At 43.4% G+C, this 15,011-nt stretch carries 8 protein-coding genes and 1 pseudogene; 2 read left to right on the top strand and 7 right to left on the bottom strand.

Features of this window, described 5'->3' with window-relative positions; genetic code table 11:
- Positions 1–190: 190 nt before the first annotated feature.
- Positions 191–562: pseudogene (locus H6G17_RS28650) on the top strand (SPFH domain-containing protein); the annotation flags it as partial.
- A 101-nt stretch (positions 563–663) separates the two neighbouring features.
- On the opposite strand, the gene H6G17_RS28645 reads toward H6G17_RS28650, so the two are convergent.
- The 7 genes from H6G17_RS28645 to H6G17_RS28615 form a co-directional block, all read right to left on the bottom strand.
- Positions 664–1,770, bottom strand: coding sequence for a hypothetical protein (locus H6G17_RS28645; RefSeq protein WP_192161948.1), 1,107 nt, complete (start codon positions 1,768–1,770; stop codon positions 664–666).
- 10 nt (positions 1,771–1,780) lie between these two features.
- Positions 1,781–2,746 carry a flippase-like domain-containing protein gene (locus H6G17_RS28640; protein WP_192161947.1) on the bottom strand — a complete coding sequence of 322 codons (966 nt, stop codon included), beginning with the start codon at positions 2,744–2,746 and terminating at the stop codon, positions 1,781–1,783.
- Positions 2,747–3,010: 264 nt separating this feature from the next.
- The gene (locus H6G17_RS28635; RefSeq protein ID WP_192161946.1) at positions 3,011–6,289 is read right to left on the bottom strand and encodes a glycosyltransferase family 39 protein; all 3,279 of its coding nucleotides are present in this window, start codon (positions 6,287–6,289) and stop codon (positions 3,011–3,013) included.
- Positions 6,286–7,743, bottom strand: coding sequence for a hypothetical protein (locus H6G17_RS28630; protein WP_192161945.1), 1,458 nt, complete (start codon positions 7,741–7,743; stop codon positions 6,286–6,288). The genes H6G17_RS28635 and H6G17_RS28630 overlap by 4 nt, the downstream gene beginning before the upstream one ends.
- 104 nt (positions 7,744–7,847) lie before the next feature.
- On the bottom strand, positions 7,848–9,350 hold the full coding sequence (locus H6G17_RS28625; protein WP_192161944.1) for an efflux RND transporter periplasmic adaptor subunit: 1,503 nt from the start codon (positions 9,348–9,350) through the stop codon (positions 7,848–7,850).
- A complete protein-coding gene (locus tag H6G17_RS28620) occupies positions 9,347–10,564 on the bottom strand; it encodes a glycosyltransferase (protein WP_192161943.1) in 1,218 nt (405 codons plus the stop codon). The genes H6G17_RS28625 and H6G17_RS28620 overlap by 4 nt, the downstream gene beginning before the upstream one ends.
- A 125-nt stretch (positions 10,565–10,689) precedes the next feature.
- Positions 10,690–11,514 carry a glycosyltransferase family 2 protein gene (locus H6G17_RS28615; protein ID WP_192161942.1) on the bottom strand — a complete coding sequence of 275 codons (825 nt, stop codon included), beginning with the start codon at positions 11,512–11,514 and terminating at the stop codon, positions 10,690–10,692.
- A gap of 755 nt (positions 11,515–12,269) precedes the next feature.
- Here H6G17_RS28615 and H6G17_RS28610 point away from each other — a divergent pair.
- Positions 12,270–14,969 carry a hypothetical protein gene (locus H6G17_RS28610; RefSeq protein ID WP_192161941.1) on the top strand — a complete coding sequence of 900 codons (2,700 nt, stop codon included), beginning with the start codon at positions 12,270–12,272 and terminating at the stop codon, positions 14,967–14,969.
- The last annotated feature ends 42 nt before the right edge of the window (positions 14,970–15,011 follow it).

Raw genomic sequence — 15,011 nt, 5'->3', positions numbered from 1 at the left:
ATCTCTGCTCGATCTTTGACTTTTTGTGGTACATCCGCAGTTCTCAAGTTTAATAGAGTTTTGTCTTGCTCACGAGTCAGAAATACCCTTAAACGAGCGCCCATTTTACTCGCTTCCCTAATACATTTGTTCTGCGTCTTTTCCAGATTTATCTATCTTTACATAGTTTGGTTTTTTCATGACAGCTTACTTATTAGAAAATAAAGGTGCAATCGATCGCAGCGTTGCTGAATACATTCGCACCAAAATCGTAGACTATGGAATTGAAGTCGATTCTGTGGGGGTGAAAGATATAATTTTACCTGGTGAGATTAAGACAATATTGAGCAAGGTAGTAGAAGCGGAAAAAGCTGCTCAAGCAAACGTAGTTAGACGTAGAGAAGAAACCGCAGCTACTCGCAGTATGTTAAATACTGCAAAAGTGATGGAAGATAATCCCGTCGCTTTACGCTTGAAAGAATTGGAGGTACTAGAACGGATCGCTGAAAAGATCGATCGCATTCAAGTTAATGGTAGTTTAGATAGTATTTTGACCGAATTAATTCAGATTAATCGGCAATAACCATATTACTGTAGAGGCGGGTTCACTAGAAATTTCCATACACATATGAAGAACTCTATTAACCCGCCCTCATATGATTTGGGATCGACCGATCGCCAGAATTAATAATAAAATTTAGCAATTTTTTGAGCGATCGCACCCCATTTAGAATTTTGCGTCACAGCCGCCCAATAAGCAAACCCGCGAATTGCCATATTGTGATCGACGGCTTTTACCTTACCAGTTCGTCCAGTTTCTTGCCCCGCAGTACGAGTATTGCCCTGAGTGCTAATTTCTCCTGAAGCTAAAACTCTGGTTTGCTGCCATGCTAAGGCTTTCTCAATCGCTGTTTTTACTTTTGGCGTGAGGGGATCGCCTGGAAAGTAAGTCACCCAACGCTGAGCATACACTACACCTACCATTTGATAACTACTGTCATGCCCGCCTTTTTCTGGATTAACTCCATTTGGACGCTGTAAAGCTAAGCCTTCCTGAAGCGACTGACGGGCATATTTCATCAACTCGCCATCCCCAGTTAGTTTGCTTGTCAATCCCAAGGCTACTGCAACTGCATATCGGCGATGGGTGTAAGGCTGGTTGCGTTTAATTCCCTGTTTCCAGACATCTTTAGAAATCATCCAACGGGCAGCATGTCTAACCAAAGGCTTGTAACGCGATACTTGTGCTGCATACTTGTTGGCATGGGGAGACTGCTGGATGACTAAGAGACTATGGGCAACTGCTTGTACAAAGAACGAAGTACTATGGAAGGGATCGCCTGTTCCCTTAAAACTGCCATCCGCAGCCTGTTGCTTAAATCCCCAGTCAAACATCTTGAATCCTGCTTGGATAGCTTTAGGATCGTTGCTGACTAACCCACCAATTACTAATCCTTCACCGTAGCGTTGCGCTTCAATATACCATTTATTTGTCCGGCGGCGTTCCCAGTTGATGTTAGCACTATGCGCCCCACTCGGCGATATAGCAGTATACGACCGAGAAAGGCGACGGTAAAGATAATTGCTAATTAAATTGGATGATTCGTAGCTAAAATCTGTACGCTTTTTGTTTCCTTGAGTCAGGGAAATTGAAATTGGGCGTTTAGCAACATCAAATTGAGACATGCGATCGCGTGTATCTGTCAAAATTAATGGAGAGGCGATCGCATTTTTCCCCATTGGTGCTGAGAATAGTAATAGCACTGCCATGAATAAACTGCGTATTTTCACTTCCTGCTCCCTATTTATTCCCTTGCCTAACTTGCTGAAAACCTGTGGAATCCAACAGTAAAACAACTGCTCCAGGTAAACTTAAAATCCAACCCAAAACTGTAATTGTGATAGAAAGTAATAGAGCTTGTTCTACTGAAAGACCGATGCGACTAAATAAATAAGCCCATAATCCTTCTTTCAGTCCAATTCCACCTAAAGATATCGGTAGTAAAGTTACTACTACAATTATTGGAATAAAAACTAAGAGTTCCAAATAAGAAATTGGAATATTTAGCTGATGGGCAACTAAGTAATGGTAGTAAACTATAGCTAGCTGTAGTAATAGTGATAGCCCCATTGATAAAAATAAGGCTTGGCGATGTTGGGCAAATGTGCGTAAGAGAATTTGAATTTTTGCAAACCGAGCCGCTACTGAACTCAGCCGAAACTTGATGAGCCAAGGTTCTGCCCAAATTAATAACTTTGGGCTGGCTATTAGTAAAACTGCTCCGACTAGCGAACCAACACAAGCTGCAAACAAGAGAAGAATATCCCAGCGTCCAATCAATTTAAAAGCAGGAACTAAACCGATAACTGCTAACCCAGAAAGAGCAGCAAGTCCGGTAAATCTCTCTAGAAAAACAGATACAAGTGCTACTTCTGAATCTTGAGTCGATCGCGCAACTCGATAAACTCGATAGACATCTCCGCCTAGTGCGCCTGGGAGGAAAATATTCAAAAACATTCCGGCAAAATAACTACTGAGTAAACTACTCATGGGTGCAGAATGCCCGCTAGACCACAAAACAACTTGCCAACGCCAACAACTCAGCAGTTGACAACCCGTATAGAATAGCAAAGCAAAGATAATAAAAGATGGAGATAGGTACTGAAATTGTACCCATACTTGATAAAAATCTATCCGAGTTAATACTAAAGCTAGTATCCCTGCGCTAACAATAATTTTGATTAATAATATTGGTTTTACTTTCACTTAGCTACCTCAAAAAATGACAATTTGCATTAATAATTAATGGATAGGTGTAGGATAGGCAATGCCTACCAAAACTAGCTTATGGTGGGCATTGCCCACCCTACGTGTATTTCTAGAGAACCTACAGGGGTTATAAGTATTTATTAGTAGCCATCCCAAATCTTGATGACTACGCCGTAGAAGATCTCCCCAACCCCCCAAAACACAAGGGGGGCTAGAAGAAAGCGGATCTTTGCAACAATAATTAGAATTGGTATGACAAGTTTAATAAGCTCCTAAGTCTCCTCCTTGATAAGGTACGTGTGGAAATACCCCATCTTCTGGTTTCCACAATCGTACCCGCGCTCCAAAAGTTTCCATAATTGGTTGACCTAAAGTTTCTATATAGTCGCGAAACACAGGTTCAAATCTGCCTTCTGTGTGGTTATCTACATGTAGCCATACGCGCTTAGAATTCTCTAAAACATGACTCATTTGATCTAAATTGCTAATTAATTTGCCACCACCCCAGCGATCGATCACTCGACCGTTATTCCAATAGAAAACATCGAAGCGTATATTACCTGGAATAAAGTAATCTAGACCACCTAAACCAGTTGAAGCAGCAGCCGGAGAAGTCGAAATCACAACATCGCCTGCTTGTCTATGACTGCTAATATATGCAAATGCTTCATTGTTACGCCTAGTGAGTGCGTCGTGATAGCTAGCTAAAACTCTATTTGGTTCTACGTTCAGAATTAAAAGTAAGAGAACGCTGGCGATCGCAATCCCTCTACTTGGTAATAAATTTCTCGTAAATACCTCAAACTTACTAGCTAAACTTTCGGCAATACAAGCAGCACTATAAACAGCTAGTAAAACAAATATAGGATAAATTTGGTAAGTGTATCTTGTAGCAATTTGATAGATAAGGATCGTGAGTAGTATCAAATTGATTGATACGCTGCTAAACAAAAACAGTGTTTTTCCATCTCGACGTATGAGAAAGTATATCCAACCTATCAAAAAGAAGAAGCTGTAAATAATATGCATTCGGCTAGGACCAACAAAGAAATTGTTTGCCAGTCCTGAAATGCTAAAGAAATGAACTTTGAGATAAGCATCTGTACTGTCGGAAAGAGCTACCCAAGGAGTCAGGCATCGAATTGAAAAGAAAATAAGGTCGTAAGCAATAATTCCCATTGAAACGACGCTACTCATAACAATTTGCCAATCATCTGCCCAGTGAAAAGGTCGATAGAAAAAGATAAATCCTACCAAAAAGCAAGGTAATAAAGTTACAGTTACCTCTTGATTTAAGATTGTTAGAGTTAGAGCAATGAAGAATCCATATTGGTAAGCTCTACCACTGCGATCGATAAAGCCTTTGAGGAATAACCAGAAACTTAGAATGCTCAGACATTGAACGACTTGGTAAAACCGAATAAAACGGGAAAAATAAACTTGCGAAGGATCGAAAGCTAGAATTGCCGTGACGATGAGAGCTATCCAAGCTTTTCCAGTAATTTTGCGGGTGAGTATAAAGACCAAAACTAGGGTGGCTGTACCCCAAAGTACGGACAAAAAGCGAGCATTCACTACTGAATCCCCTAGCAGCCGCAACCACAGAGCTAGCATGTAGTGATAGGCTGGAGAGCGGGTGTACCAAATACCCGATGTTGCTTGGGGCGCACCTGTACGGAGAATTCCCCTCGTTGCATCTAAAGAAGTGTTTTCATCCGCATCGAGGTCTACAAAGCCCAGGTTATAGGCTCTCACAACAAAACCGATCGCAACGATCGCACCCAGCATCAACCATTGATTCCATGCAGGAGAATACGCTTGGTAAGCTGTCGTCAATCGATTTATTAAGTTGTGTCGCGTGTGTCTGGGAAGTAAAATAAACAGGGCGATCGCCCCATACCCAAACAAAATTAAGCACATACTCGCTGGAGATGCTCCAACCCTGCTTGCTAAACTCAAGCTGACGAAAGCAGTTAACCCCATAGGCAACCACAATCCAAAGCAAGCTAGTCTCTTTTCCCGCCAACTCCACAGCAGTGTCAGCAACACGACGACTAAAAACCCTAGCAAGATGAGTGAATCGCTCTGTTGTTGAAAAAATAGCAGTCCCCGTTCTGCTTCTGCATAACGGTGCTTGAGTAAACCAATCCCAATTAAAAACAGCGTTCCTGGTAATAGTAGCTCTGCCCCAGCGCCCAAACTATTCCACCAGCTATCTCGATTACTCAGCCAAAATCTACCAAGACTCCAGGCGATCGCTACAGCACAACCCATACCTGCTAATTGCCACAGCCAAAAGTGCCAGAGATAATCGGGATAATTGAGCAGATATGCATCGCCCTCAAATGTGCGTTCTAACTTTTGTGCGTCTGGCGAACCCAAAACTTGTGCTGCTTGTGCTTCACCCTCGCCATTGAACCAGCTAGATACAGGTTGCTCAAGAGTTTTCCAAGTGTTATTCGTGGTAATGGGTGCGATCGCTTCGTAAGACTTGGTTTCTACCCAGCCATCTAAGAAAAATCCGAGCGGGTTAAATGGAGCCGCTGCACCAAGTTGATGTAAAGGTCGGGTCAAATGTACTGCTATGGTATTGCTGCCAGGTTTGAGGAAATTTGTCACCTCATACATGTGCAATTCATTATTATGCTCGGCTTCGTAGCGGTTGACCAATAAACCGTTAATCAGCAAAGCATACTTCCCATCTCCCGCGAACCGAATGAAGGCACGGGAAAACTGATGTTGTGGTATCTGCCAATCACTTCTCAGCCACACTTCTCCTTGGATACTTTCAATTCCAGTAATCCAATTTCCCTTTAAGAAGCGATCGAACAATCTTGGACTGAGGCGATTATAAGTTCCTTCTCGCACCGAACCAATTGTTCTAGCTGAAGACCAACTTTCATCAGAAAAATCGCGATCGAACCAAAGCTTACCATTCTGGGCTTCGTTGAGATTTGAAACTACCCACGGTGTTGTACCTGTTGCCAGATCGATCGCGGGTGATGTAGATAAGGGATAGACAGCACCCTCAACTACCACACGCGGATTTTGCCGACTCTTTTGCACCTCGATCGCGATCGTATTTCTCCCAGATTGGAGGTGACGAGTCAAGTCAACATAGGTAGTTAATTTCCAATCTTTAGCATTGGCAAGCTGAATCCAGTCGTAACCCCGCGATCGGTAAGCAATGCTATCATTTGCCCTTTGAAATTCTTCAGCAAACCGACTTCCTAAACCGAGAGAATGGTAAAGAATATTTCTGTCTCTGGCGATCGCCCGTCCGTTGACATAGAGAATGAAATCGTTATCCGCACTCAACCGCAGCCAGCCTGCTTCGGGAACGTCATTCAGAAAAAAAGACCGACGAGCATAAAAACGGTAAGTAGGCGCTTGGGGAGCAATCCACTGCGTTTGGGCAGACCAAGCCACGCGATCGGCAGTAGCAGGGCTTTTGTCCCAAACAGAAAAGCCTGTTACGCCTAATGAAAAGCCCAGAATTAAGACTAATCCGATCGATAGCCAACGATTTAAACGCTTCATTCTTGAGCCTCGCCAGATTCTTTCCAAGCTTTGTTGTCAATCGATTGGCGATACTGCTCCCAAGCTTTTTCGATCTTGCCATCATGGTAGCTCGCCCAAGAGTTATGCAAATATGCTTGCCCCAACAAAGCCAAATTGCTTTGCTGGGGATACTCTTGCGTTTCGATAATGTGTCTTGCAGCTGATGCCGAGCGCTCGAATTCACCATTAGCAGCTCTAGCCAGCATTAAGTCGTAAAGCGCTTCAATATGAGCTGGAAAAATTTGCAATGCCCGTTCAAAACGCTCTATTGCTAATCCTGTTTGGTGGTTTGTGGGGCTGTTTGCACCATTAAAATAAGTTACTCCCTGGTTTAAGAGAGTTGTTGCAAGATATTCCCGCACTAAAAAGTTTTGCGGTTGCATTGCTAACGCATTTTGAAAATAGTCTTCAGCCCGGATAAAATCTTTGCGTCGATAGCTTTCTAATCCCTTGACAAATTTGATCGCATCTGGCTCCGATCGGTTAGCATAAAATCCGGCTTCTGCTTCACGTCGTAGAAATTCCGTGTCGCCTTGCAAAGGAGGATAACAAGTTTTTAAAATCTTGCTAATGGTAATAACTGGACGATACTGACCATGAGCATACAACGTATCTAAGTGGCGATCGATAAAATTGGGTAAAAGCATTGAGAGAGTTAGTAAGGCGATCGCCACTCCCGCCCAAGGCAAAAACTTAGCTAGATCTGTTGTCAAAGCGTTAAAACTTTGCTCAGCTAACCCTAAATAACAAGCCATTAAACTAATGACTAAACCAGCAACAGCATAGCTCCAACCGCGACCGATATATGCAAAAAAATTGTTACTATAGCCAAATCCCTCGACCCAAATCCGATCCCATGATGACATTTGAAAAAAGCGACTATCTTTAATAGAAAAAGAAGCGATTGATTTGATTGGATCGGGTTGACTTAAAGTTATATTCTGTTTCCACTGAGACTGAATTTTCGGAAAGTTTCTTTGGACGTGATGAGTAGCTTCTACCCCTTGTTTGTAGTAAGCCGCACTCAAAAAAGCTACAGTAGGCGACCAGGTAGTAATAAAGTAAGGGAAAAGTAGCACGACAACTAACCCGCTCCAGAACAGCATTCGAGTAGTGCGACCGTGACTAAGCCAGAAGGCGATCGCCCCAGCTAAAAGCGCAAACAATAAAGTAATAACCCTACCTGCACTGGCGATACTCAGATTGGTGTCAAATGCCTCTAAAGCTTCAGCAGGTAAACTATACCAAGGAGATTTTACCCCTAAAAATAAAGCAAAAGATGCAACCAAAAAAGTCAATCTCGTACGCTCAAACCAGTTATACCAAACCTCTTTTTTAACTTGATTTTGACTAATTATTCCTGTTTCAGTAACAGGTAATATATTAGTAAATCTGAGTCGAATGGTATTCAGGTAATGGAGCAAATTGTTCATAAGTAGTGAGTAGTGAGTAGCTAGTGGCTAGTGGCTGGTGGCTAGATTTTCTCCCTTGTCTTCCTTGTCTTCCTTGTCCCCCTTTTCTCCTTGTCCCCTTGTCCTCAGTTTTGACTTCTGACTTCTAAGCGATCGCCTGGATTTATCCCTCTAGGAGAAAGCACGACCTGTTTCCCTGGCGTTAACCCTGCTAGGATCTCTCGTTGATTATCGAAAATTCTGCCCATCTGGACTGGTTTGACAACTGCTTGACCTGCCTCAGCAACCATTACCATACCTTCGCCACCAGATAAATGTATAACTGCGCTTTCTGGAATTGCTAAATTAGCTTTGTCCTTGTTGAATTGAACGTATCCCTGCAAGCCAGCTGCCATTTGCAGATCGTCAACGGCAATCCAGACGGAGTATGTATAGCGGCGATCGATCCCACCTTTAGGACGTTTACCCGCACTAGTTAAAATGGTGGGGTTGAGTCGAATTACTTTTCCTTGGTAGGTGCGTCCAGGATAAGCCATTAAACGTATTGTCGCCAAATCTCCAACTTTAATCGCGTTGATTTGCGCTTGGTCGATGTAAGCCCTTATTGCAAAATCTTTAGATATGCTGACAAGCGGACGACTAGCGCGTACTCCTGCTAATTCGCCGCGATCGATATTGACCCAACTAACTAGACCATCCATCGGTGCGTAAAGCACTGTATTGTGTAAATTTTTTAGAGCATTTTGTAGGGCTATTTTGTCGTTTTGCAGTTTCAGACGAGCATTACCTAACTCGTTATCGATCTCTTGTTGCGTATGTGCTAGTTCTTGCTCAGCGGTCAGCAAGTTTTGTTGCAAGGTTGTATAAAAGTCTTGACTGCCGTATAGCTGAATTTGAGCATTAATCGTTTGCCGTTTTGTAGAATCTAAATCTTTTTTCCGTGCTAAATAACTATCTTGAATGTCGTATAGCTGAAATTTAGAAATAGCTCCTTCTTGCACTAATGAATTTACTTGTTGTAGTTTCTTTTGGGCGATCGCCAGTCTATGCTGACTATCCACTACTTGCTCTTTAAGTTCTTTATTAACTAAAGAATTCATCTCTTGCACCTTAGTTGATGCGATCGCCAACCGATGTTTGGCAAGTTCGACATCCGTTTTTAGCTTGGCTAATTTCACTGGTGCTGACTTTTGTAAGTTGAGCAGAGCCATTTCCGAAATAGCGGCATTGTTACGGGCAGCATCAACGGCATTTTTATAGGGTTCTTGCTGGAACTGAACCAATGCTTGTCCTTTTCGTACTGACTGCCCTTCCTCAACGTAAACCTGTTCTACGGGTCCCGAAACTTGCGGGCGAAGGTCTATTTTATGCAAAGCCACCGACTCCCCAGGCGCAGCTACATTATCCTCTAGAGTTTTTGGCGCTACGGGTATAGTTTTAACTGCGATCGGTTTACCAGCTAACCGTTGCAATGCTGGATAACCAATGCTAGAAGCGTAGATTTTTGACTCTGGATTTTTAGTCGCTGGTACGAGTACGGCGATCGCCAGAACCGCCATAATCCCCACTGGTGCTGCTACTAAAGTTGTCAACACAGCACGAGAAAATAATGGATGAGAACGAATCATAATTTTACTGTTTGAGAGAGCGTCGGCGCAGTATTAGCCAAGGCGGAGCTAAATACCTCTTGCCATAGAGGAACGATCTGCGACCAGCCAAACCGAACTTGAACATCTTGTAAGCCTCTTCGTCCGAGCTGTTGAGCTAGATTGGGTTCAGCCAGTAGTTTCAAAATCGCTGCTGCTAGCGCTTCAGGGTCTTTTTGGGGTACTAATAGACCAGTGACTCCAGAACGGATAACATCTCCAATGCCACCAACTGCACTTGCAATGACAGGCTTTTCATGAGCTAAGGCTTCTATCATTACGATTCCTAAGCCTTCAGTATCGCCTTTGCTGTCTACAATGGCAGGCAAAACAAAGATATCGCAGGAAGCATAAGCATCTGCTAATTCTTCTTTACTGACAAAACCGAGGAATTCTACCACTTTATCTAAACCCATATCTTGACACTGAGATTTGATCTCTGTTTCTAGGATTCCCTTACCGACCACCCTTAAGCACACAGGCTGTTGTTTTAAAATCAATGTCAAAGCTTCCAATAGATATCGCAATCCCTTACGTTCGTCCAGCCTGCCAACAAAAAGTAATTGCGGAATTGCCCCCTCTGGAGGTTGTTTGGGCGGTTTTGCTTCAATCGTCAAGCCGTAGGGAATTACGGTGACTGCGCCAGAATAAATTTTACGTATCAATCCCAACGTAAAAGAAGAATTGGCAGTGATATTTTTGGCATGAGGCGTGAGCCAGCGCAGAATTGATGAGACAAAGCGGAATTTATTTGCCAGTAAAAGTTCGGCTCCGTGAAAACTGAACACCATCGGAATGCCCAAAATCTTACTAGCAGGGAATGCCATCAATCCGTGTGGAAAAGCCCAGTGAACTTGTAGTAGGGCTGGTTTTTCCTTGCAGCATACTAGAAACAACTGAATCGTACCCAGAAGGATGTAAAGAGCCGCAGCGAGTAAATAAAGCGGCTGTTTTTGCAATTTAGTCGGCGCTCCATCACGGACGAGATTTTCAAACCGTTTGAAACAATAACGAAAACGATAAACTTTTATGCCATCTAGCATGTAGCTTTTACTACCTTCGTAGGCTGGGGCAAAAACCGAGAATGTCGTTTCCGCAGATTGACAGCGTAAAATTGCTTCTCGCACAAAGGCTCCATGATTGCCTTCTACATTTTGAGGGTATACCGAACTGATAACAAGGATATGTTTGTTCATTGGGAATCGGGGAGTCGGGAGGAGCCAGTCGCTTGCGGGGGTTCCCCCCGTTGTGCGAACTGGCGTTCGGGAGTCAGGAGTGAAGGGGAATCGTAGAGACGTTACATGTAACGTCTCTACATAAATTAAGAATTACTCGCTACGCGATCGCGACTGACTTGCATATCGAAAGCTTCTTTACCAGCACGAAACCCAACATCAACTGCTTTGAACATGGCGGGAATGTATTGGAATGGTAGAAGCAGACGATTTTCAACGTGAAACCACCACCAAGTGCGGGAAAAGTTCATGGCTGATGTCACCAACCGTCCGCGCCCAAATTTACTCTGACCGGAAAAACGTGGATGCCAAGGAGTAGCAACCTCTGTAATGTTATATCCCCAACCTGCTAAGATTGCCAAAAGGTAGCGATGGGTCACAACATCAAATGGTACTTTGGTGAGAATGTCGCGGCGCACCAGTTTGATCCAATTCATGTCATGAATTTTCAAACCAAAGGACATCCGACAAGCAAGATTAGCAAATTTAGAAGCCATAACTTTGCCATCACCGCGTTGCTGTCGCCATCCGGCAACGCCGTCAACTCCTGGTACGCAAGCTTCTAATAATATAGGTAAGTCAGTCTGAAAATCAGACTCTAGGTCGGCTTGTCCCCAAAATATCCATTCTGTATTAACGTGGGCGATCGCAGTTTTCCAAACTCCGGTGACACCCCGCTTTTGAGGATGTCGAATTGTTGTTAAATAAACATATTGACAGCATAACTGTGTCAGAATTTGAGGGGTTTTATCTGTACTGCCGTCATCAATTAAAAGTACTGGTAGAGTAAAGCCTAGATGTTGAAAAGTGCGATCGAGCGTATGGAAAAGTTTTTCCAAATTACCTTCTTCATTCAAGCAAGGAATTACGATTGTGACTGAGTGACTTAAGGCGGGAGGTGCGAATAACATGCGGCAGCGAGAAATGTAAAAGTTTTGTTAAAAAACATCATGGCTTTGTAATGTATCGATTTAGTTCGGTGGAAGTACTTGAATGTTTGTGTTTTTTGTTAAAGAATTTGTGAAGATAAAGATAAGTTAGAGAAAAACTTAAAAAATAGTAAAAATTCTCTAGCGATCGCCATTAAATCTATGCCAATTTATGTAATTTTACTGATAATTAGTTTTATTTTGAACCGCAACTTTTGATCAAAAAATTTACTTTTAGATAGAATCCGTAATTCAACATATTTAGTTCTTAATTGCAGTGTAAACACATAAGTGTAGTCTGCATACATTTCAGTAGCGATCGCTACTGATTTTTTGTCAAGCGTGTAAGTTGCACGATTTTATAGACATTTATAGAAAGCGATCGGTAATTGTACTGAATTTTTAACACAAAATAAACTCACTTATGCAGAGTTCAGATGCGCTCGAAGTATCTGTGTTGAAAATAAATTCAGTATTTGTCTTCAGGTAGTTTAAAACCATCTCAGACAAGATAAATCTGTAGTCAATTCGACCTCTACCTCAAGACTGAAATTTGACACTACTAAAAAGGAGATTTCGAGAAAATATTATTTTGCTGCGGCTTCTCAGCTCAAATTTTGTCACGGTCTTGCTGAGAAAACCTCAGCTATGAGTTTTGTCTAACTGTGTAATTTGTCTAACGGTGTGAGACTAACCCAACAGTGGTTAGTTATTGAAGATCTGAACCTTGTGGAAATATGAACACTCAAACCAAACGGCTTTATCGCCAACTGCTTGTAGCTACCTTATTAATGGGTGGTACTTTTAATATGACTGCACCTGTTTTGGCACAGTCTGTACCGACTGCACCACTCACGGGTGCGGGAACTGAGATCAAAAACAAAGCGACTGCTACTTATGAAGACCCCAGTAACCCTGGTACGATCAATGCAACTTCTAACGAAGTCACTATCACAGTAGCAGAGGTTGCAGGTATCGCTGTTGTTGGTTCAACACCTGTTGATAGGAACGGCAGTAGTGTCTCCAATGGAGATATTTTAGACTTCGACTTTACAATTACTAACGTCGGTAACGATACCACTGCTATCTACATTTCAGGCAAGACAATCCTGAATACAGGCGGTCGTATTGTCGGTGGTCAAATTGGCAGCACTGCTGGAGCCAATAGCGTTTATATCGTTAGAATTAACGGCAACACGCTGACAACTCCAGTTGCCGTTCCTGATACTGGCGTTCAATCAGATAATGCTGCATTTATCACTGCTATTCAAGGCGCAGGCTATGCTGCTTTTGATGGCTCAATTGATGTCAACCAAGAGATAGTAGTACGAGTTCCTGTCACAGTGACAGAAACCGTAGCAACTAATCCAATTAGTGTGCAATTTGGTAACACCGCTGACCCTGGAACGCAAAATCGCCAAAACATCCTATATGTAGCAGATGCCACTACTGATGATGATGTTCGTACTGCTGACATATCCGAACCGTCTCCTAGAAATTTGGGTCCTGCGAATGGAGAACGGGAAGCAGCCGCATTCCAATCGATTCCTTTAGGAACGCAGGTCACTACCCGCGCTCTAGCAACTGTACTCAAGTCTCGCTCTCTACATACTCCTAATACTTCAGCACTCGATGACGACCAGATTCGTTATCGTTTAGACTTGCGCGTTGAAGGCTCCTATCCCAATGCCTCCTCCTTCGCTGTAGGTAACTTGGAAGGAACAGCTCTAGCTAACCCCATTACGGGTCCAGGCGCTCCTACTGGAGCTGTAATTTTAGTTTCTGATGTCATTCCCACAAATACAGTTCTGGATGCTAGTTTCTTACCAACCGCACCTTCCGGTTGGACTGTAGTATATAGTAATGACGATGCTGCGGCGGCTAACGCTACAGCCCTTAGTGCCAACTGGACAACCACTGCACCTACAAATCAGGCTCAGGCAGATTTAGTGAAGCGGATTGGTATTGTTCGTACTGGCTCAATGACTGCTGGATCTTCTACACTTACCGATACAAATGGTTTCCAGTTCCAGGTAAGGACAGCCACGGGCTTCGCTGGTGGTCAAATCCTCAACATTGCTCAAGCCTTCGGTCATACCCAAGGAGATAGCGATCTTAACCGGATTATCTATGATGAGTCCGGCGACCAATTCCCCAATAACTTTGAGGGTACGACAACTCCTTACGCTGACGGTGCAGGTGGCTTCGATCCTGCTAATGATGATGGTATAGCTCTTGCTACTTACGGTAGTGACCCCAGCAGCCAACCTGTAAATAACCCACAGAGTAACCTGGGTACGGGTAGTGATGGTGAAGTGAACCTACTTTCCATTGACGCACCTGGTAGCATTTTGACCGGACCTAGAGGAGTCCCAGGGGCAACAGGTCCAGGAAACTCTAATCAGACTGACTACGTGAACCAGTCAATTTCGCCGCCAGTGGGTAAAAATCCTGCCGATTCGCTCACAGATGTGGAAACTCTCGATCTTGTTTTCAATAACACGGTAAGAAACCCCAACTCGCTTGGACTTAACAACGTAGTTCTGAAGCCAATTCCCGCCGAACAAGCCGATTATGTATCAGATAGCACGGCTGCTAACCAGCAAGACCCCAATACTGGTTACGGTACAAATGCAACTTTGCCAAATGGTACGACTGTCAAGATTGACTATGGTACGCAATCAGCCACTTATACGTGGAATAGCGGTGCTAATACCTTTAACCTTACTTCTGGTTCAGCAGTCAAACTCACTACGCTCAACGGTCAAGTCAGCCTTGACTACACGGTGACAGTAAATCTTGGCGATGGCGCTGCTCAAAACGCTGCATATCCAGTAGCGATCGTGGCATTTGTCGATGAAGATAATAACAATGAGTTTAGCCGGACTTTAGCAACTCCCACGGCTGAGAGTATCTTCAACTTGAAGGTCGATCGAACCTACACGGGCTTCGTGAAGCTGACAAAAGAAGCTCGGATTTTGGATGATGCTGGTAATCTAATCACTGTAGATGCAAATAACAATCCGATTACCGATCCAGATGGATTTACACAGAATCCAGCCAGACCTCAACCTGGTTGGAAGATCGAGTATCGGATTTCCTACGAAAACATCTCGACACCTGCTTCTACTGGTGGTAGCGGTAGCGTTCAATTGAGTGCTAGCAACTTCAAAATCTTTGAAGATGGTACTGGCGATACAACAAACCCCAGAAATGGTACTTGGGCTGCAACTACAGAACACGTACTGACAAGGGCAGTTGGTACACAAGGAACCGTCAGCTTCTACAATACGACGATCGATACGATCAATCCTGGTTCTGGCGTACCTGAAGCTTTGACGAATACTGGTTATGTCAACTTTATCGGTAGTTTAGCTCCGAATGGTACAGCAGGAACACCACAAGGAAACTTCAAGTTCCAGCGTTTAGTGAAATAGCTGGGGCGAATAGAATTCGCGACTACACAATCGTAGTCGCGA

Origin of the sequence: Chroococcidiopsis sp. [FACHB-1243] (assembly GCF_014696895.1) — a bacterium.
Taxonomy (GTDB): Bacteria; Cyanobacteriota; Cyanobacteriia; order Cyanobacteriales; family Chroococcidiopsidaceae; genus Chroococcidiopsis.
Note: the sequence above shows the minus strand (reverse complement) of the source record. Positions and strands in the feature narration are given on the sequence as shown.